This is a genomic window from Pseudomonas extremorientalis, assembly GCF_024584605.1.
Taxonomy (GTDB): Bacteria; Pseudomonadota; Gammaproteobacteria; order Pseudomonadales; family Pseudomonadaceae; genus Aquipseudomonas; species Aquipseudomonas extremorientalis.
In genome coordinates this window covers 5,143,590-5,162,795 of sequence record NZ_CP089519.1, presented here as the reverse complement: position 1 = coordinate 5,162,795, position 19,206 = coordinate 5,143,590, and the positions used below count along the sequence as shown (strand labels likewise).

16 protein-coding genes are annotated in these 19,206 nt (G+C 61.7%); 7 read left to right on the top strand and 9 right to left on the bottom strand.

Annotated features, from left to right (window positions below):
• Window positions 1-67: 67 nt before the first annotated feature.
• From LUU92_RS23290 to gap, 4 genes are all read right to left on the bottom strand, one after another.
• Complete coding sequence (locus LUU92_RS23290) at window positions 68-2,632, bottom strand: TonB-dependent receptor (RefSeq protein WP_222540361.1); 2,565 nt, start codon at window positions 2,630-2,632, stop codon at window positions 68-70.
• Window positions 2,633-2,747: 115 nt separating this feature from the next.
• Window positions 2,748-3,716 (bottom strand): FecR family protein, encoded by a 969-nt coding sequence (locus LUU92_RS23285; RefSeq protein WP_071489317.1) that lies wholly within the window; start codon window positions 3,714-3,716, stop codon window positions 2,748-2,750.
• Window positions 3,717-3,790: 74 nt separating this feature from the next.
• Window positions 3,791-4,309 carry an RNA polymerase sigma factor gene (locus LUU92_RS23280; RefSeq protein ID WP_016975497.1) on the bottom strand — a complete coding sequence of 173 codons (519 nt, stop codon included), beginning with the start codon at window positions 4,307-4,309 and terminating at the stop codon, window positions 3,791-3,793.
• Between the two features lie 151 nt (window positions 4,310-4,460).
• Window positions 4,461-5,462 (bottom strand): type I glyceraldehyde-3-phosphate dehydrogenase, encoded by a 1,002-nt coding sequence (gene gap, locus LUU92_RS23275; protein ID WP_257102702.1) that lies wholly within the window; start codon window positions 5,460-5,462, stop codon window positions 4,461-4,463.
• A 221-nt stretch (window positions 5,463-5,683) separates the two neighbouring features.
• Between gap and edd the strand changes: the two genes are divergently transcribed.
• The 4 genes from edd (at window position 5,684) to LUU92_RS23255 (ending at window position 10,756) form a co-directional block, all read left to right on the top strand.
• Window positions 5,684-7,510 carry a phosphogluconate dehydratase gene (gene edd, locus LUU92_RS23270; protein ID WP_071489320.1) on the top strand — a complete coding sequence of 609 codons (1,827 nt, stop codon included), beginning with the start codon at window positions 5,684-5,686 and terminating at the stop codon, window positions 7,508-7,510.
• On the top strand, window positions 7,507-8,463 hold the full coding sequence (locus LUU92_RS23265; RefSeq protein WP_071489321.1) for a glucokinase: 957 nt from the start codon (window positions 7,507-7,509) through the stop codon (window positions 8,461-8,463). The genes edd and LUU92_RS23265 overlap by 4 nt, the downstream gene beginning before the upstream one ends.
• Window positions 8,464-8,562: 99 nt before the next feature.
• A complete protein-coding gene (locus LUU92_RS23260) occupies window positions 8,563-9,297 on the top strand; it encodes a response regulator (protein WP_058423302.1) in 735 nt (244 codons plus the stop codon).
• Window positions 9,287-10,756, top strand: coding sequence for an ATP-binding protein (locus tag LUU92_RS23255; protein ID WP_071489322.1), 1,470 nt, complete (start codon window positions 9,287-9,289; stop codon window positions 10,754-10,756). The genes LUU92_RS23260 and LUU92_RS23255 overlap by 11 nt, the downstream gene beginning before the upstream one ends.
• A gap of 59 nt (window positions 10,757-10,815) precedes the next feature.
• Here the strand turns inward: LUU92_RS23255 and LUU92_RS23250 are convergent, their stop codons facing one another.
• Window positions 10,816-11,745, bottom strand: coding sequence for an AraC family transcriptional regulator (locus LUU92_RS23250; protein ID WP_222540357.1), 930 nt, complete (start codon window positions 11,743-11,745; stop codon window positions 10,816-10,818).
• A 327-nt stretch (window positions 11,746-12,072) separates the two neighbouring features.
• Between LUU92_RS23250 and LUU92_RS23245 the strand changes: the two genes are divergently transcribed.
• Together LUU92_RS23245 and LUU92_RS23240 are read left to right on the top strand one after the other, a co-directional pair.
• Window positions 12,073-12,414: an antibiotic biosynthesis monooxygenase family protein gene (locus LUU92_RS23245; RefSeq protein ID WP_010208042.1), complete on the top strand. Its 342-nt coding sequence runs from the start codon at window positions 12,073-12,075 to the stop codon at window positions 12,412-12,414.
• Between the two features lie 9 nt (window positions 12,415-12,423).
• The gene (locus LUU92_RS23240) at window positions 12,424-12,702 is read left to right on the top strand and encodes a hypothetical protein (protein ID WP_083351504.1); all 279 of its coding nucleotides are present in this window, start codon (window positions 12,424-12,426) and stop codon (window positions 12,700-12,702) included.
• Between the two features lie 125 nt (window positions 12,703-12,827).
• On the opposite strand, the gene LUU92_RS23235 is transcribed toward LUU92_RS23240, so the two are convergent.
• Complete coding sequence (locus LUU92_RS23235; protein WP_092246825.1) at window positions 12,828-13,460, bottom strand: flavin reductase family protein; 633 nt, start codon at window positions 13,458-13,460, stop codon at window positions 12,828-12,830.
• 160 nt (window positions 13,461-13,620) lie between these two features.
• Here LUU92_RS23235 and LUU92_RS23230 point away from each other — a divergent pair, with 160 nt between their 5' ends.
• Window positions 13,621-14,376, top strand: coding sequence for a COG4705 family protein (locus LUU92_RS23230; RefSeq protein WP_071489326.1), 756 nt, complete (start codon window positions 13,621-13,623; stop codon window positions 14,374-14,376).
• A 53-nt stretch (window positions 14,377-14,429) separates the two neighbouring features.
• Here the strand turns inward: LUU92_RS23230 and LUU92_RS23225 are convergent, their stop codons facing one another.
• The 3 genes from LUU92_RS23225 to LUU92_RS23215 all read right to left on the bottom strand — a co-directional run bounded on the left by LUU92_RS23225 (window position 14,430) and on the right by LUU92_RS23215 (window position 19,119).
• A complete protein-coding gene (locus tag LUU92_RS23225) occupies window positions 14,430-15,749 on the bottom strand; it encodes an MFS transporter (RefSeq protein ID WP_257102701.1) in 1,320 nt (439 codons plus the stop codon).
• 284 nt (window positions 15,750-16,033) lie between these two features.
• Window positions 16,034-17,359: a two-component system response regulator MifR gene (gene mifR, locus LUU92_RS23220; RefSeq protein WP_071489328.1), complete on the bottom strand. Its 1,326-nt coding sequence runs from the start codon at window positions 17,357-17,359 to the stop codon at window positions 16,034-16,036.
• Window positions 17,353-19,119 (bottom strand): two-component system sensor histidine kinase MifS, encoded by a 1,767-nt coding sequence (locus LUU92_RS23215; RefSeq protein ID WP_257102700.1) that lies wholly within the window; start codon window positions 19,117-19,119, stop codon window positions 17,353-17,355. The genes mifR and LUU92_RS23215 overlap by 7 nt, the downstream gene beginning before the upstream one ends.
• Between the last annotated feature and the right edge of the window lie 87 nt (window positions 19,120-19,206).

Genomic DNA, 19,206 nt, shown 5'->3' with positions numbered 1-19,206 from the left:
GAAGACGCGGCACAGTAAAAAATCCTCACCCCGTCGAAGAAATTTCAACGGGGTGAGTAGGGCGGTGCTAGATGTCCCAGATCACGTTGATCGCAAAGTTGCGGCCCGGCTGGGTCAGGCGGTCGAGGTTGGCCGGGCCGGTCACGGCGGCTTCGCCGACACTGTCGTAGCTGCGCACGTCATCCCAGTTCCAGTACTTCTTGTCGGTGAGGTTGTAGAGGCCGCCGTTGATGGTCACGTCGTGGGTGACTTTGTAGAAGGCGGTCAGGTCGACCACACCGAAGCCAGGGGTCTTGAAGGGGCCGCTGGTGTCGCCGTCCGGCGCGTGGAAGGTGGTGCTGTCGACGCGATCCTGCTTTTTCACCAGGGTCCAGCTCAACAGGCCACCGTAGTTGTCCTGGTCGTAGCCCAGGCCGAAGACCCCCTTGAGCGGGTTGACGCTGTTCAGCGGCTCGCCATTATCGTCGTTGCGGCCATAGGCATAGGACACCGAGCCCTGGGTGTAGAGACCTTGCGGCGCACCGAAGGCATCCAGGTTCAGGCGGCCCTTGGCTTCGGCGCCCTTGATGGTGGCGCGCTTGATGTTGATGGCCTGGAACTGTTCAAGACTGCCCCCGGCAACGGCGTTGTCTTCGTCGATAAAGTCGCGGTATTTGTTGTAAAACACGGCGATCTCGAAGGATCCTTCGTCGAACTTGCCGCGAATCCCGGTTTCGACGCCTTTGCTGGTTTCTGGCTTGAGGTCGGGGTTCGGCTCGACGGTGTAGCCCAGGTTCAGGTTTTCAAAGCGACCGTACAAGGCCTTGGCGGACGGCGTACGGAAACCTTCGGCGTACTGGCCGAACCAGGTGTATTGATCCGTCAGGGCGTACGTCAGGCCAAACTTGGGCGTCACACGGTGCCAGGTTTTTTCCTTGTCGCTTACCGGGTCCGCCCCTGTCGGGTTGACGGTGTTGAGAAATTCCTGGGTCAGCTTGGGTTTGAGCTGGGTGTAGTCGTAGCGCACGGCGGGCAGGAAGGTCCACTTGTCCCAGGTGATCTGGTCCTGTGCGAACAGCGAATACGTGTTGATGGTCGGGTCGGGGAAGTCGCTGGACTTCTTCACACTGTCGCTGGCCATCGGGCTGGGGGCACCGATGGCGGTGCACCCACTGCCGACGGCCACGCAGGTCGCGTTGCCCTCGCGCGAACCGGTGACTTTCTGCTGCTTGAGGGTGGTGCCGTAGGTCACCTGGTGGTCGGTTTCACCGAGGCTGAACGCCTTGTCGAGCTGGGCATCGAAAATCCACTGTTTTTCCTGGTAGAGCGTGTCGCGGGTGCGCAGGACACGACGGCCTGACTGATAGATCTCGGCGGTGGTCTGGTCGGTCTTGGCGATCTGGTAATTGAGGCTGGTCTTGATGCGGTCGGCAATCGGCGACTCGAGGGCGAAGCTGTTTTCCAGGCCGAAACGTTCACGGGTAATGGTGTCGTTGCCACGACGATCACGGTAGAGGTTGAAGCCTCGGCCGCCGATGAACGGGCCGCCTACCGCGTTCTTCAGGTTGACGTCGCGATCGTCTTTGTACTTCTCGTAGGTCAGGCCCAAGCGGTTGTCATCGCCATAGTTCCAGCCGAGCTTGGCCAGGATGTTGGTGGTGCGCGCGTCCTCCGGGTTGGCGCCGGTGCGGGCCAGGCCGGTGGCGTTGTTGCCGTCGTAGGATTCGGTCTCGTGGCCATTGCGCTGGCTCAGGTGCAGCAAGCCATCGAAGTCCTGCACGCGGCCGGCGACGGTGCCGGAGGTCAGCCAGCTTTCGTCGGCGGAGCTGTAGCCGGTCTTGAGGCGGGCGCCGAAATCCTGGCCTGGCTTGATGATGTCGTCCGGGTCGAGGGTGAAGTAGCTCACGGCGCCACCGATGGCGCTGCTGCCGTACAGGGCGGAGGCCGGGCCGCGCAGGATCTCCACACGCTTGACGATCTCCGGGTCGACGTAGTTGCGACGGGTCTTGGCGTAGGGGCCGTTGAAAAAGTTGTCCGGCACTTCCACGCCGTCCACCTGGGTGAGGATGCGGTCGCCGTCGATACCGCGGATGTTGAAGCCGGCGTTACCGGAGCGGGTGCCCGCGCCGCCGACCGAGACGCCGGGCTCGTAGCGCACCAGTTCGCGGATGTTGTTGACGTTCTGGCGGTCCAGTTCTTCGCGATCCTGCACGCTGACGGTGCTCGGTACGCTGGTCACATCCTGCTCGTTACGGGTGGCGCTGATGGTCACCTGTTGCAGGTTGAGGGTGCCGCCCGCTGCGCGTTTTTCCAGGACGATGTTGTTGCTGCCCAGCTTGCGGTAGCTCAGGTTGGTCCCCACCAACAGCCGGTCCAGGGCTTTTTCCGGCGACAACGGACCGCGTACGCCAGGGGATGACACACCCTGGGCCAGTTCCGCCGGCAGGCCGACCTGCCAGCCGGTCACGGCGGTAAAGGCGTTGAGTGCAGAGACCAGCGATTGCTGCTCGATGCTGAAGTTGTAGTTGCCGTGGCTGCGCGGAGCAGGCTCGGCGGCGGTGGCGTTCATCACTGGCGCACCGGCCAGCAGGATGGCCGCCGTCAGCAAGGACAGGACGGGCGAAGAGGACCGGCGGTTGAAGCAAGAGGACATCGAGAGCGCTCCGGGGTACGAATCTTATAGTTGCGAACCGAACCAAATAGGAATCAGTTGCATTGGCTAAGACGAGACGTACCAGTGCCAGCTATCGAGTAAAAATAATTCTCATTTAGTTGAGGATCACCAGCGCCGGGTATTCCGACAACTTGGCCGAGGTGATGTGGGCCAGCGAGCGCACCACATCCAGGGGCTGGTCGAGGCGGTAATTGCCGGTGACGGCGACGCTGGCGAGTTGGTCGTTGGTGTTGACGATCCAGCCAGGGTAATAGCGGCGCAGCTCGGCGAGCACTTCGCTCATGGGGCAGTTTTCGAAGATCAGCCGGCCTTGCACCCACGCCAGGTCCTTGTTGGCGTCCAGTCTGGCGGGCGAGCCGAAACCCTTGGGGCCGATGCGGATGCTTTCCCCGGCGCTCAGACGCACGCGGGCATCATTGAAGGTATTGCTCAGGTCGACATCGCCACGTTGCACTTGCACCTGTGCTTCGCCATTGAGGTAGCGCACGGCGAAGGCGGTATCGCGCACGCTGGCGCGCACGGGGCCGGCGTCGATTTCCAGGGGCAGGCCATGGTTGGGTTTGATTTCGAAAAACGCCTCGCCCTGGTACAGGCGAGCGATGCGCTGATGGTCCTTGATGCTGCTGGAAAACGCCGAATTGGTGTTGAGCAACACCTTTGAACCGTCGTCCAGTTGCAGGCGCTGGCGTTCGCCCACCACGGTGAGGTGATCGGCCTGCAGGCGCACCGGCAGGTTGCTGAAGCTGAATAGCCCGATCAGCAACACGGCGGCGGTGGCCAAAGGTTTCCAATGGGGTTTGATCCGCCGCCAGGCGCTGGGCTTGCGCGGTGCTGCCAGGGCGACGGCGGCGCTGTGCACTGGCGCGCCACCCCAGGCAGCCTGGGCCTTGGCGAAGGCGTGGACGTGGGCGGGATCGCTGGCCAGCCAGGCTTCGAATTCGGCCTGCTGCCCGGGCTGTGGGCACTGCAAGGCGATCAGCCAGTCGAGGGCTTGGTCCATGGCCGTGTCTTGCAACACCTCATGAGCCAGCTCGTGGGGGTGCAGTTTGTTCGGGTCCGTCACGGTGTTCCTCGGGTCTTCGCCACGTTCTATTCAACTTTCCTACAGCTTGAGTCGACGTTTCTGTCGGGTGAAGCTTAAGGCCGATCCAGCCGTTCGGCCACACCTACACAGATGGCCATGATCAACTTCAGTTCCTTTTGTACGGTGCTCAAGGACACTTCCAACTGATCGGCGATCTCCTGGTAACTGCAACCGTGCAGGCGGCTGAGGATGAAGATCTGCTGCTGGCGGGCGCTCAACTGGCCCAGGCTGACGCTCAAGGCCTCGAGCATTTGCTCGGCCTGGGTGGCATCTTCGGGCGTGCTGATGGGGGCGGCGACGCTTTGCAGGACGTCCAGCGGGACATCTTCCTGCAGCGTGCGTGCCTGGATCCTGCGCGCGCGCAGATGATCCAGCGCCAGGTTGCGCGCGGTCTGATAGACGAAGGGTTCAAGGTGATCGATCGGCCGCTCGCTGAGGGCCCGGGTGACGCGCAAGTAGGTTTCCTGCAACAGGTCCTCGGCGGTGCTGTGGTTATTGACCATCCGCTGCAAGGTGCGAAGCAGAATCACCCGTTGGGTGAGAAAGACGTGGTTGAAGCGAGATTGGCTCACAGTGCTACCAGACCGATTTGCAGTTAATGATAATGCTTATCATCAACTCAAATGGCAAGTGGCTATTTTCCTTATGCGCGACACAAACCAGTGTGGGAGGGGCAAGCCCCCTCCCACACAAGCCCCTTCACAAGGTCCCGCACAGCTCACATTACTCGGCGTTGCACAGCGCCAGGCAGTTATCCAGCATGCGGTTGGAGAAGCCCCACTCGTTGTCGTACCAGGCCAGCACTTTCAGCAATTTACCGCTGACCTTGGTGTGATTGGCATCGAAGATCGACGACAGCGGGTTGTGGTTGAAGTCACTGGAAACCAGCGGCAGGGTGTTATAGCCGAGGATCTTCGAGTGCTGGCTGGCTTCTTTGAGCAGCGCGTTGACTTCTTGCGCCGTGGCTTCTTTCTTCAGTTGTACGGTGAGGTCCACCAGCGACACGTTGATCACCGGCACCCGCACCGCCATGCCGGTCAGCTTGCCCGCCAGCTCCGGCAGCACCAGGCCTACCGCTTCGGCGGCGCCGGTCTTGCTCGGGATCATGTTCTGGGTGGCCGAACGCGCGCGGTACGGGTCGGTGTGGTAGACGTCGGTCAGGTTCTGGTCGTTGGTGTAGGCATGGATGGTGGTCATCAGGCCGCTCTCGATACCCAGCTCGCGGTGCAGTACTTGAGCCACAGGTGCCAGGCAGTTGGTGGTGCACGAGGCGTTGGAGATGATCTGGTGGGATTGACGCAGAATGTCATGGTTGACGCCGTAGACCACGGTGGCGTCCGCGCCCTTGGCCGGTGCCGAGATGATCACCTTGCGTGCGCCGGCGTTAATATGGGCGGCAGCCTTGTCACGGTCGGTGAACAGGCCGGTGCATTCGAACACCACGTCGATCTTGTGCGCGGCCCAGGGCAGGTCGGCCGGGTTGCGAATGGCACTGACGGCAATCCGGTCGCCATTGACGGTCAGGCTTTCCTGATCGTGGGCGACCTCTGCTTCGAAAGTGCCATGCACGGTGTCGTATTTGAGCAGGTGGGCATTGATCGAACTGTCGCCCAGATCATTGATGGCGACGATCTGCAAATCCTGGCGGTAGCCTTGGGTATACAGTGCGCGCAGGACATTACGGCCGATACGGCCAAAACCATTGATTGCGATACGAAGAGTCATTGGAAAGTGCCTGTCGTCGATTTGTTGTAAGAATTACAAGATTATTCGCATAAAAATAGAAAACAAGCCTTTTTAGTGGCAATATTTTGTTCAATCTACAACGAGTGACCTGAATCAACTGGTCCGATGATCCAAACGACTCCCTGCCATCCCATGCGCTGCGGGCGTTTGATCAGCATAGACACTCAGGTCGCCACATCCGTTAGCCTGGAGTTCTACACATGCATCCCCGCGTCCTTGAGGTCACCGAACGGCTTATCGCTCGCAGCCGCGCCACCCGCGAGGCTTACCTTGCGCTCATTCGCGGCGCAGCCAGCGACGGTCCGATGCGCGGCAAGCTGCAATGCGCCAACTTCGCCCACGGCGTCGCCGGTTGCGGCACTGAAGATAAAAATAGCCTGCGCATGATGAATGCCGCCAACGTGGCAATTGTTTCGTCATATAACGACATGCTCTCGGCGCACCAGCCGTACGAACATTTCCCTGAACAGATCAAGAAAGCCCTGCGTGAAGTCGGCTCGGTCGGCCAGTTCGCCGGCGGCACTCCCGCGATGTGCGACGGCGTGACCCAGGGCGAGCCCGGTATGGAGCTGAGCCTGCTCAGCCGTGAAGTCATCGCCATGTCCACGGCGGTAGCGCTGTCCCACAACATGTTCGACGCGGCCTTGATGCTGGGCATCTGCGACAAGATCGTCCCCGGCCTGATGATGGGCGCGCTGCGCTACGGCCACCTGCCGATGATCTTCGTACCGGGCGGGCCGATGCCGTCGGGCATTTCCAACAAGCAGAAGGCCGATGTGCGCCAGCGCTATGCCGAAGGCAAGGCCACCCGCGAAGAGCTGCTGGAATCGGAGATGAAGTCCTACCACAGCCCCGGCACCTGCACCTTCTACGGCACCGCCAACACCAACCAGTTGCTGATGGAAGTCATGGGCCTGCACCTGCCGGGCGCCTCGTTCGTCAACCCGTACACGCCGCTGCGTGATGCGCTGACCCGCGAAGCCGCGCACCAGGTCACGCGCCTCACCAAGGCCAACGGCAACTTCACGCCGATCGGCGAGATCGTCGACGAGAAATCCATCGTCAACTCCATCATCGCGCTCAACGCCACCGGCGGCTCCACCAACCACACCCTGCACATGCCGGCCATCGCCATGTCGGCGGGCATCATCCTCACCTGGGACGACATGGCCGACCTTTCCGAGGTGGTGCCGACCCTGTCCCACGTGTATCCCAACGGCAAGGCCGATATCAACCACTTCCAGGCGGCGGGCGGCATGTCGTTCCTGATCCGTGAACTGCTCGAAGCCGGCCTGCTCCACGAAGACGTCAACACCGTGGCCGGCAAGGGCCTGAGCCGCTACACCCAGGAACCGTTCCTGGTGGACGGCGAGCTGATCTGGCGCGACGGTCCCATTGAGAGTCTCGACGAAAGCATCCTGCGCCCGGTGGCCCGTGCGTTCTCGCCCGAGGGCGGCCTGCGCGTGATGGAAGGCAACCTGGGGCGTGGCGTGATGAAAGTCTCAGCCGTGGCCCTCGAGCACCAGATTGTCGAAGCACCCGCCGTGGTCTTCCAGGACCAGCAGGACCTGGCCGATGCGTTCAAGGCCGGCCAGTTGGAAAAAGACTTCGTCGCCGTGATGCGCTTCCAGGGCCCGCGTTCCAATGGCATGCCGGAATTGCACAAGATGACGCCGTTCCTCGGTGTGTTGCAGGACCGTGGCTTCAAGGTCGCGCTGGTAACAGACGGGCGTATGTCGGGCGCGTCGGGTAAGATCCCCGCCGCGATTCACGTCAACCCCGAAGCCCAGAGCGGCGGGCCACTGGCGCGGGTGCAGGATGGCGATATCATTCGTGTGGATGGCGTGAAGGGCACCCTGGAGCTTAAGGTGGACGCCGAAGAATTTGCAGCGCGTGCGCCTGCCACGGGCCTGTTGGGTAACAACGTGGGGGCCGGTCGCGAGCTGTTTGCATTTATGCGCTTGGCCGCAAGCTCCGCAGAGCAGGGCGCCAGCGCCTTTACCTCTGCCTTGGAGACGCTTAAGTGAAGTTAGCGCTGGTCGGTGACATCGGGGGCACCAATGCCCGTTTTGCGTTGTGGCGGGATCAGGAACTGCATTCGATCCGCGTGCATGCCACGGCGGATCATTCCAGCCCTGAGGCCGCTATCAAGGTTTACCTCAAGGAGGAAGGCCTGGAGATCGGGGACATCGGCGCGGTGTGTCTTTCCGTCGCTGGTCCGGTGAGCGGAGATGAATTTAAATTCACCAACAACCACTGGCGCCTGAGCAAGACTGCGTTTTGCAAGACATTGCAGGTGGATGATCTGCTGTTGGTCAATGATTTCTCGGCCATGGCCCTGGGCATGACCCGCCTCAAGCCCGACGAATTCCGCGTGGTCTGCGAGGGCACGCCGGAGCCGTTGCGGCCTGCGGTGGTGATCGGTCCGGGCACCGGGCTGGGTGTCGGTACTTTGCTGGACCTGGGCGGTGGCCGTTTTGCGGCGCTGCCGGGGGAGGGCGGGCACGTCGACCTGCCGCTGAGCAGCCCACGGGAAACCCAGCTGTGGCAGCACATCTACACCGAGATCGGGCATGTCAGCGCTGAAACGGCTTTGAGCGGTGGCGGGCTGCCACGTCTGTACCGGGCGATCTGTGCGGTCGACGGCCATGCGCCGGTCCTGGAAACCCCCGAAGCCATCACGGCCGCCGGCCTGGCCGGTGACCCGGTGGCGATGGAAGTGTTGGACCAGTTCAGCATCTGGCTGGGCCGCGTAGCCGGTAACAATGTGCTGACCACCGGCGGACGCGGTGGTGTGTACATCGTGGGCGGGGTGATACCGAGGTTTGCCGACTTCTTTATCCACAGCGGTTTTGCCAGGAGCTTTGCTGACAAAGGCTGCATGAGCGACTATTTCAAGGGTATTCCGGTGTGGTTGGTGACCGCGCCGTATTCCGGATTGACCGGGGCTGGCGTCGCGTTGGAGCAGGCTTTTGCATAGGGACTGATGGCCCTATCGGGGCAAACGCATTCCAATGTGGGAGGGGGCTTGCCCCCGATGAGGCCATCAATAACACCCCATAACAACAAGGAGGACCCCGTGAGCGTAATCAGTAAATCGATCCTCCTGGTCGATGACGACCAGGAAATCCGCGAATTGCTGCAGACCTACCTCAGTCGCGCCGGTTTCCAGGTGCGTGGGGTGCCGGATGGCGCGGGGTTCCGCCAGGCGATGAACGAGGCACCGTGCGACCTGGTCATCCTCGATGTGATGTTGCCGGACGAAGACGGTTTCAGCCTTTGCCGCTGGATCCGCCAGCACCCGCGCCAGGCGCAGGTGCCGATCATCATGCTCACCGCCAGTTCCGACGAGGCCGACCGTGTGATCGGCCTGGAGCTGGGCGCCGACGACTACATCGGCAAACCCTTCAGCCCTCGCGAGTTGCAAGCGCGGATCAAGGCCTTGTTGCGCCGTTGCCAGTTCGGCCAGGAGCGCAGCAGCGGCGGCGATGTGCTGGTATTCGATGAGTGGCGGCTGGATATGATCAGCCACCGTCTGTTCCATGTGGACGGCGAAGAAGTGATCCTCTCCGGCGCGGATTTTGCCCTGCTCAAATTGTTTCTCGACCACCCGCAGCAGATCCTCGACCGCGACACCATCGGCAACGCCACCCGGGGGCGTGATCTGATGCCGCTGGATCGCATCGTCGACATGGCTGTCAGCCGCCTGCGCCAACGCCTGCGCGACACCGAAAAGCCCCCTCGTCTGATCCGCACCGTGCGGGGCAGTGGTTATCAACTGGCAGCCAGCGTGGTTGCCGGCAATGTCCACTGAGCCGTTGACCGAACGCCGCCGGCGCTTCCCGGTACCGCGTTCGCTGCTGGGGCGCATGCTGCTGCTGACGCTGCTGGCGGTGCTGTTCGCCCAGGCGCTGTCCAGCGTGATCTGGGTCTCGCAATTGCGCGCCACCCAGCTCGAAGGCCTGGTCACCAGTGCCCGCAGCCTGGCGCATTCGATGACCGCCAGCGTGAGTTATTTTCGTTCGTTACCGGTGGCGTATCGGCCGCTGGTGCTCGATCAACTGCGCAGCATGGGTGGCACGCGTTTTGTGGTGACGCTCAATGATCGCCCGCTGGACATGGCCATCCTGCCGCAGACCCCGCGTAAACAGGCAGTGCTTGAAGCGGTGGATGAGGTGCTGAAGCAGACCCTGGGCGCCGATGTGCATATGTCGGTGGAGTTCGTCAGCGCCGAAGACCTGCGCATCTTCAATGCCGGCCTGAAACTCGATGAGCTGCCGCGTTCCTGGGCGCACTACGCGCTGACCCTGGAACCGGTGAACCCGCCGGTGCTGGTCACCCAGATCCAACTGGCCCAGGGCGAATGGCTGTACATCGCCTCGCTGTTGCCCGAGCCCTACACCAGCCTTGAAGAACAAGGCCTGCCGTCCCAGCAGGTGTGGTTTATCGTGCTGACCAGCGGTTTCCTGCTGCTGTTCATCGGCCTGCTGGTGCACTGGCAAAGCCGGCCGCTCAAGCGCTTGGCGCGGGCGGCGCGGGACATGTCCCTGGGCGCCGACGTGGAGCCGGTGGCCGAAGGTGGCGGCAGCGAAGTGGTGGAAGTGGGCCGTGCTTTCAACGCCATGCGTGAGCGCATCAGCCGCTACCTGACCGAGCGCAGTCAATTGTTCAGTGCGATTTCCCACGACTTGCGCACACCGATCACCCGCCTGCGCCTGCGCGTGGAACTGCTGGAAGACGAAAACCTGCAAACCAAGTTCGGCCGCGACCTGGATGAACTGGAGTTGCTGGTGAAGGGCGCGCTGCAATGCGTGAAGGACACGGATATCCACGAGAACATCGAGCCGGTGGACCTCAATCATGTGCTCGAATGCCTGGTGGAGCCTTACGTGGCACCCAACGGCAACGGCCGGGTCACGCTGGACGGTGCTGCCCTGGCGGCGTATCCGGGCAAGCCGCTGGCGCTCAAGCGCTGCATCGGCAACCTGATCGACAATGCCTTGAAGTATGGGCAGAACGCCCATCTGCACATCGAGGACGATGGCGCGGAGTTCGTCCTGCATGTGGACGACGAGGGGCCCGGCGTGCCGGAGCAGCGCCTGGAACAAGTCTTCGAGCCACACTTCCGCCTCGCCGGGCAGCAACAGGGTTACGGCTTGGGCCTGGGGATTGCGCGCAACATTGCGCACAGCCATGGCGGTGAAGTGAGTTTGCAGAATTTGCGTGAGGGTGGCTTGCGCGTGACCCTGCAGCTGCCGCGCGGATTAGACTGAACACAAGCGGTCCAGTGTGGGAGGGGGCACGCCCCTCCCACATGTTGATCGTCATTGGCTCAGATGCTCTGGCGCAACCGGGCCAGGTCACGCAACGGCGGTGCGCCAAACAATCGGCTGTATTCCCGGCTGAATTGCGATGGGCTTTCATACCCCACCCGATACCCTGCCGCCGACGCTTCCAACCCTTCGGCAATCATCAAGCGCCGTGCCTCCTGCAAGCGCAACTGCTTCTGGTATTGCAACGGGCTCATGGCGGTGATCGCCTTGAAACGGTGGTGCAAGGTCGAGACGCTCAGGTTCACTTCCTTGGCCAGGTCATCGATGCGCAGCGGTTGTTCGTAGTTGCCGTTCAACCACTTGATCGCCTGGCTGACCCGATGGCTCTGACTGTTGGCCACGGCGATTTCATACAGCCGATAGCCCTGCGGCCCACGCAATAGTCGGTAAAGAATTTCGCGGTTGATCAACGGCGCGAGCATGGTGATGTCTTTCGGCGTATCCAACAGGCGTGCCAGTCGCAGTACGGCGTCCAACAGTTGGCCATCAATGCGGTCGACGTACATGCCGCGAGAAGTCGGGCGCGATGGCACGCCCATCGGGCCAGCCTCGGCAATCAGCGCCGTGAGCTGCGCCGGATCGATATTGATGCGCACTGACAGGTTCGGGTCCTGCGGCGTGGCATCGATGATCCGCCCGGCCACCGGCATCGCTACCGAGAACACCAGGTAGTTGAGCGGGTCGTAGGCAAAGATTTCGTCGGCCAGGCGTACTTCCTTGCTGCCACTGGCGAGGATGCACAGGGCCGGTTCCACCAGCACCGGCATGAAGTCGCGCGGGGTGTTGTGGCGGTTCAGAAACAGGGTGGTGATGGCCGTACCGTAGGAACCGTCCTCCCAGGTATGCCGGTGCACGATGCTGGCCAGTTCGGCGCGCTGTTTTTCCATCTCGGCGTCGAGGGGAATGGCTGTATGTTCGGGCGACGACATGGAACGTCCTCTACTGGCTACTTCGATGGGTTCAGCTTAGCGGCGGCTTTTCAAACAGTGTTACGTCGATTCTGCACAATCCTTGCCTGATCCTGCGATACATCGTGAATCAGGCAATCGCGGCACCTGTCATCTCCCTGAAACAAGGCCTCGGGCCATGGAATAAACCTCTGTGCCAGACGTCCCTCCTACGCTTCTCGCAGGATTGTGCAATAAGCCGACAGGAATTGACTAACCGCGTGCCGACTCGCGCCGTTATCTTTGATCCTGTGGCAACACGCCCTCACAGTGCTTGCCGAGCATCACTTCTCAACGGGAGAGTCGAACATGTCCACCCCCATTCCCGCGAGCCATATGGCCTTTATCCGCGCCCGCACCGGGTGCAGCACCGAACTCGGTGCACGCTTGAGCAGTTTGATCGAACCGGGCCGCCAGGCTCAGGGTTGCCTGCAGTTCTCGTTGCAGCATTCCCAGGTTGATCCTGATGTGTGGTTGATCTCCGGTTTCTGGAGCAGCGAGCAGGCGATGAGCGCCTACTTCAACTCCCCGGCGCTGATGATCTTCACCGAGCTGTTGAACGACATGGTCGTGCGCAGCATGGACTTCCAGACCTTCACTGATGCATCCGCCGCACACGCCTACGGCGAGTACCTGCAACTCGCCGGCTGAAGGTCTAGAATGGCCGACTTTCCATTGGCCAGGACCTGCAACATGGCACGTAAACAATTTGCCCACCACGAAGCCGTATCCGCCGTAGTACCGGGTGAAGGGGGCTACAGCGCCGCCGTTGCCGTCAAGGCACTGGATGGCATGGGCGCCCCGCAGTTTCACAAGATCCTTGACGGACAGACGTTCAAGACGGCCTCCGATGCCGACGATGCAGCCACTGTGCAGCTTGAACGGCTGACGGGCGTGGACGAAGAGGGTCAACTGACCTGGGCGAGCGCCGCCAACTGAGCAACACCGACAGTCCAATGTGGGAGGGGGCTTGCCCCCGATAGCGGCGTGTCATTCAACAAAGACGTTGAATGTGCCGATTGCCATCGGGGGCAAGCCCCCTCCCATGTTTTATTGTCTTTCAGTCAGGGTTTGCTGGCGCCTGGGCGATACATCCTGAACAGGGCTTCTGGCCCCAACTGAAAGTAATCCGCCGGTCCGCCACCGCGCAGGATCGGCTCGGCGGCGGCGGTATCGTAGATGCCATCCTTGAGCAGCCACTTGGCAATGTGCACTGCGACCACCTCGCCGAGCACCAGCCAGCTCGGCACCAATGCCTTGTCGGCACGTTGCAGCTGAATGATCTGCGTCACCTTGCATTCGAACGAGACCGGGCTTTCGCCCACCCGCGGCACACCAACGATCTTCGAGGCCACCGGCGTCAGGCCGGCCAATTCAAACTCGTTCACCTCAGGTGAGACGGCAGCACAGCTCTGGTTCATCTGCTCGGCCAACGGGCGGGTGGCCAGGTTCCACACAAACTCGCCGGTCTGTTCGATGTTGTTCAGGCTGTCTTTGCGCCCGACGCTGGAAAATCCAATGATCGGCGGAATGTAGTTGAACGCATTGAAAAAACTGTAGGGCGCCAGGTTCAGGTGACCTTCGTTGTCATGGGACGAGATCCAGCCGATCGGCCGTGGACCGACGATGGCATTGAACGGGTCGTGGGGCAGACCGTGGCCGTTGGCGGGTTCGTAGAAGTGGATATCGTCAGGCATGGCCGGGGTTCCTGCAGTGGTCGTCGATGAAGTGGCCATACTATGGAATTTTCATTCATCGCCCACCTATTTTTCACAGCTCCACCGTCAGTCTGCGCCCACTGTCGACAACCCAATAAGTCGGCCTATTGAGAGACTGAGCTTTGGAGCCTTCCCCCTTATGAATAAACTTCCTCAGATCACCCTGGCGTTCTGGGTCATGAAAATCTGCGCGACCACCTTGGGCGAAACCGCCGGGGATTTGCTGTCGATGACCCTGGATGTCGGTTATGCCATCAGTTCGATGATGCTGATCAGCGTGTTCCTGATCACCTTGGTGACGCAACTGCGCTCGAAAACCTATAACCCGGTGCTGTACTGGATCGTGATTCTGTCCACTAGCACCGCAGGCACCACGATGTCGGATTTCATGGACCGCACCTTGGGGCTGGGTTATGCCACGGGCTCCATGATCCTGATCGCGATCCTGATGATCATCTTCGCGTTGTGGCACCTCAGCGGCGATTCGCTGAACGTGAACAAGGTGCAGACCTTCCGGGGTGAGTTGTTCTACTGGATGGCCATCCTGTTCTCCAACACCTTGGGCACCGCGTTGGGCGATTTCCTGGCAGATGACTCCGGGCTGGGCTTTGCTGGCGGCGCCTTGTTGATCGGCTCGGCGATTGCGGCGGTGGTGGCACTCAAATACTTCACCAGGATTTCTTCGGTGCTGTTGTTCTGGGTGGCGTTTGTACTGACCCGGCCGTTCGGCGCGACCTTGGGTGACTTCCTTACCAAGCCCCATGAAAAGGGCGGGTTGGACTTCGGCACCATCGGTTCGTCGGCAGTGTTGGCGGCGGTGTTGGTGGTGATGATTGCGGGGGCGTCGTACGCGCAGCGGCGGTACGGACGTAAGACGATAGCTGAGTTGTCCTGATTCAACCTGTGGGAGGGTTTGCCCTCTCCCACAGGGTTGACTGCAACTGACGTTTAGTCGGTGGTAATGCGCGAGTGCTTGCGGGTGTCCTTCATGGTCACGTAGACCACCAGCGACACCGCGATGCACGCCGTCACGTACCAGTAATAACCGGTTTCCATGCCGATGCTCTTGAACCACAGCGCGATATATTCAGCGGTGCCGCCGAAGATCGACACCGTCAGCGCATACGGCAGGCCCACGCCCAGGGCGCGGATTTCGGTGGGGAACAGTTCGGCTTTCACCACGGCGTTGATCGAGGTGTAGCCGCTGACGATGATCAGCGCCGCCATGATCAGGAAGAACGCGCCCCACCAGGTCTGGATGGTATGCAGGGTGGTGAGGATCGGCACGGTGAACAGCGTACCGAGTATGCCGAAGGCGATCAGGATCGGCCGCCGGCCGATTTTATCCGACAGCCCGCCGACGATGGGTTGCAGGCACATGAACAGGAACAGCGTCGCCGCCGAGATGGTGGTGGAGTCGGAAATGCTCATGCCGACGGTGTTCACCAGGTACTTCTGCATGTAGGTGGTGTAGGTGTAGAACGCCAGCGTACCGCCCATGGTCAGGCCGACCACGGTCAGCAGTTCCTTGGGGTGGCGCATCAAGGTGCGCATTGTGCTTTCCTTGGCCTTTTCCTTTTTGGTGAACGACTCGGTTTCTTCCATGCCGCGCCGCAGGTACAGCGCAACCACTGCGCAGAGTGCGCCGATGGCGAACGGGATACGCCAGCCCCAGGCATACAGTTGTTCGGTGGTCAGCAGTTGTTGCAACACGATCAGCACCGCCAGGGCGATGAGCTGGCCGGAGATCAGCGTCACGTACTGGAAGCTGGAGTAGAAACCACGACGTTGCTTGGTCGCCATCTCGCTGAGGTAAGTGGCGGAGGTGCCGTATTCGCCGCCGACCGACAGCCCCTGCAGCAAACGGGCAAATACCAGCAGGATCGGCGCACCGATACCGATGATTTCATAGCCCGGGCTCAGGGCAATCAGCAGCGAGCCGAAGCACATCAGGTAGACCGAGGCCATCAGGGCTTTTTTACGGCCGACCTTGTCGGCGTACAGGCCCATCAGCCAGCCACCGATCGGGCGCATCAGGAAGCCCACGGCGAAGATCGCGGCGGTGTTGAGCAGTTGGGCGGTGGTGTCGCCTTTGGGGAAGAAAGTCTTGGCGAAGTACAGCGAAAAAGCGGCGTAGACGTACCAGTCGTACCATTCGACCATGTTGCCGACAGAACCACTGAAAATCGATTTGATGCGGCTGGAGGTAGTGCGCTCTTTTGCCGGCGCGGCCGCCGACCCCAGAGGCAGGGCGTTGGAGTTATCCATTGAAGGATCCTTCATCTAGTTGTTTTTATGGAGCGGCGCGTGCGCAGCCTGGGTCGAGCTATAGCAGGAGCTGTGCCAGGTGTATGAAGGCCCGGAACAGAGGGGTTTGAGGATTTATTTGAGCGAAAAACCGCTGATGATTTGCAGGCGGTGGGCGGAAATCCGCTTATGGCTGTTGTTCTCATCGGGGGCAAGCCCCCTCCCACACTTGAATGTGTTCACAGATCAAAATGTGGGAGGGGGCTTGCCCCCGATAAGGCCTGGCAGTCAACGCAAAGGTTGGCCTAGAGAAACATCTCCCGCACCAACCCATGGCGCTGCATCTTCTCATTGAAGGTGCGCCGTGGCAGTTGCAGCTCGGCCAGTACCGCCTTGATATCGCCTTTGTGTCGGGTCAGCGCGGCTTTCAGGCAGTGGGCTTCGAAGGCCTCTTGCTGCGCGGCCAGGGACTGTCCGGCCTCGATGCCCTCCGGCTCCGGGTCGCCCAGGCCCAGCACCTGGCGTTCGGCGACGTTGGCCAACTCGCGCACGTTGCCCGGCCAGTCATGGCTGAGCAAGCGCCCCAACTGCGCGCCGCTCAATGGCTCGACGCTGCGGCCCAGGCGTTCGGCAGCACTTTGTGCAAAATGATCGAACAGCAACGGGATATCTTCGCGGCGCTCGCGCAGGGGCGGCAGGCGCAATTGCGCGACGTTCAATCGATACGCCAGGTCTTCGCGAAAGCGCCCGGCGCGGGCCTCTTCCAGCAGGTCCGGCTTGGTGGCGGCGATGATGCGCAGGTCCACGTGGATGCTCTGGTTGGAGCCCAGCCGCTCCAACTTCTGCTCCTGCAGCACACGCAGCAATTTCACCTGTTGGGCCAGCGGCATGCTTTCGATTTCATCGAGGAACAGCGTGCCGCCGTGGGCGTATTCCAGCTTGCCGATGCGCTTGCCCTGGGCGCCGGTGAACGCGCCGCTTTCGTGACCAAACAGCTCGGCCTCGAATAACTGTTCCGGGATCGCCGCGCAATTGAGCGCCACGAATGGCTTCTTCGCACGTGGACCAAAATCATGCAGGCAGCGCGCGACCATCTCCTTGCCACTGCCGGTCTCGCCACGGATCAGCACGTTGACCGGCAGGCTCGCCAGGTCCAGCACCTGGCGGCGCAAGGTCTGCAAACCCCGGGACACGCCCAGCAGCGTCGATTCCAATTGCGCCCGGTGGTCGGCCTGCTGATGCAGGCGACGGTTTTCCAGGATCAAGCCACGTTTGTCCAGTGCACGGCGCAGGCTGTTGAGCAGGGCGTCGGGGCTGAAGGGTTTTTCGAGGAAGTCATAGGCGCCGTCGCGCATGGCTTCGACCGCCATCGGTACATCGCCATGGCCGGTGAGCAGGATCACCGGTAAATCGGCATCACGGCGCCGCACTTCAGCCAGCAGTTCCAGACCGCTGAGACCCGGCATGCGCACGTCGCTGAGGATTACGCCGGGAAAATCCCTGGGCAGCTGCGCCAGGCATTCTTCGGCGCGGCCGAACAACTGCACTTCAAAGCCTGACAGGCTCAACCATTGCTCGACGGCCGTGCGGATGCTGGCTTCGTCATCGACCACAATCACCGCGTTCAACATAGGTCGGGCGTCTCCAGCGCGATGGGCAAGGTCAGGGTAAAGACTGCGCCGTCGCCCCGGTTACCGGCGATCAGGCGACCGCCCAATTCGTGCACGATAGCGTAGGACACCGCCAGCCCCAAGCCGAGGCCGTCTCCCACCGGCTTGGTGGTGAAGAACGGGTCGAACACGCTGCTCAGGTGTTCTTCGGCAATCCCGCCGCCGCTGTCGCTGACCGTGAGTTGCCAGAGTTGCTGGTCGGCGTGCAGGCGGATTTCCAGGCGTTTGCGCGGTTTGTCGGCCATGGCGTCGAGGGCGTTGCGTAACAGATTGATCAGCACCTGTTCCAGGCGGATCGCATCACCGCGTACCCAGGCGGGGCGGGCCAGGTCCAGCACCACGCCGATGGCCTCATCGCGCAGGCGTGCGTCGAGCAGGTGCAGGGATTGGTCGACCACCGTGGCCAAGTCCAGGCGTTCGCGCAGGCCACTCGGGCTTTTGCGCGCGAAGGTCTTGAGGTGGCCGGTGAGCGCGGCCATGCGTGTGAGCATATCGTCCAGCGGCGTTAGGGCCTGGTAAGCGTCGTCAATGCGGCCGTGATCGAGCAGCAGGCGCAAGGTGGCCAACTGCATGCGCTGGGCGGTCAGTGGCTGGTTGATTTCGTGGGCGAGGGCGGCGGACATCTGCCCCAGCGCCGCCAATTTGGCCGATTGCACCAGGCCATCCTGGGCGGTGCGCAACGCCTGGGTGCGTTCTTCCACCAGTTGCTCAAGCTCCTCGCGACTGCGCTGGCGCAAGCGGGCCAGGCGCCAGCGTTGGGTCAGGAACAGCACCAGGAACACCAGCGCCAGCCAGGAACCGGCGGCAGCGAGCCCGGCGTTGCGTTGGTCCTCAAAGGCGAATTGGGGTTTGCGCAGCAGGTGCAGGGTCCAGCCTTCGGCTTTCAGGGGCAGCGATTCCCAGATGTAGTTGGCATTGCCATCCGGGCCGTTGACGCGCATCAGGTGGCTGTTTTCGTCAAAGCGCTGCAGGGTCTGGGTTTCCAGCGCCTGCAGTTGTTTTTTGTCGTATTGGCGGGTGGCTTTCAGCTCGGCAAGGTCGTTGGCCGATAACGGTCGCAGGTTGCGATAACGCCAGCCGGGCTGGTTGGCGATAAACACGATGCCGCGCGCATCGCTGACCAGCAGCAGGTCATTGCCCTGGGCCCATTCGCGTTCGAGCTCGGGGAACTCCAGCTTGACCACCATGGCGCCGAGGAACTGCTCGTGTTCATCCAGCACGGCGCTGGAGAGGAAATACCCTGGGATGCCGGTCGTCACCCCTACCGCATAAAAACGCCCGGTGCCCTGGCTCAGGGTCTGGCTGAAGTACGGCCGGAACGCGTAGTTATGGCCCACGTAACTGCTCGGCAGGTTCCAGTTGCTGGCGGCGACCGCCAGGCCGGTGCGATCCATCAATTCCAGGGTGGAGGATTGCGCGGCCCCATTGATGCGTTCGAGCTTGCGGTTGAGCACGTCCTGGGTGGCGGCGTCCAGCGGGCCTTTCAACGCGCTGATCATTTCCGAGTCCAGCGCCAGCACGGCGGGTAGCGCACGGTAGCGTTCGATCAGGGTGTGCAACGAGCTGGCATAGAGTGCAAGTTGCTGATTGGCACGGGCGGCATCGTCCACCAGGGCCTGGCGTTCAGCGTGGCGGGTGGCCAGGGCTGCGGCCAGCAGTGCGCCAGCGATGATCAGCAGCGAGTAGAAGGTCAGGCGCAGGGCGCGCGGGATCACGATCATACGGTGATGGGTAGGCACGGTAAGGGGAGTGCACCATAGCATGCACGACGTTTATGTTGGGGCAAGCCCGCTCGCCACAACAAGCCC

What these genes read in the sequence shown, in the direction of transcription:
- LUU92_RS23290 (WP_222540361.1), bottom strand. Translation starts at nt 2,632, where the DNA reads ATGTCCTCTTGCTTCAACCGCCGGTCCTCTTCGCCCGTCCTGTCCTTG.
- gap (WP_257102702.1), bottom strand. Translation starts at nt 5,462, where the DNA reads ATGACTCTTCGTATCGCAATCAATGGTTTTGGCCGTATCGGCCGTAAT.
- edd (WP_071489320.1), top strand. Translation starts at nt 5,684, where the DNA reads ATGCATCCCCGCGTCCTTGAGGTCACCGAACGGCTTATCGCTCGCAGC.
- LUU92_RS23255 (WP_071489322.1), top strand. Translation starts at nt 9,287, where the DNA reads ATGTCCACTGAGCCGTTGACCGAACGCCGCCGGCGCTTCCCGGTACCG.
- LUU92_RS23250 (WP_222540357.1), bottom strand. Translation starts at nt 11,745, where the DNA reads ATGTCGTCGCCCGAACATACAGCCATTCCCCTCGACGCCGAGATGGAA.
- LUU92_RS23245 (WP_010208042.1), top strand. Translation starts at nt 12,073, where the DNA reads ATGTCCACCCCCATTCCCGCGAGCCATATGGCCTTTATCCGCGCCCGC.
- LUU92_RS23240 (WP_083351504.1), top strand. Translation starts at nt 12,424, where the DNA reads ATGGCCGACTTTCCATTGGCCAGGACCTGCAACATGGCACGTAAACAA.
- LUU92_RS23235 (WP_092246825.1), bottom strand. Translation starts at nt 13,460, where the DNA reads ATGCCTGACGATATCCACTTCTACGAACCCGCCAACGGCCACGGTCTG.
- LUU92_RS23230 (WP_071489326.1), top strand. Translation starts at nt 13,621, where the DNA reads ATGAATAAACTTCCTCAGATCACCCTGGCGTTCTGGGTCATGAAAATC.
- LUU92_RS23225 (WP_257102701.1), bottom strand. Translation starts at nt 15,749, where the DNA reads ATGGATAACTCCAACGCCCTGCCTCTGGGGTCGGCGGCCGCGCCGGCA.
- mifR (WP_071489328.1), bottom strand. Translation starts at nt 17,359, where the DNA reads ATGTTGAACGCGGTGATTGTGGTCGATGACGAAGCCAGCATCCGCACG.
- LUU92_RS23215 (WP_257102700.1), bottom strand. Translation starts at nt 19,119, where the DNA reads ATGATCGTGATCCCGCGCGCCCTGCGCCTGACCTTCTACTCGCTGCTG.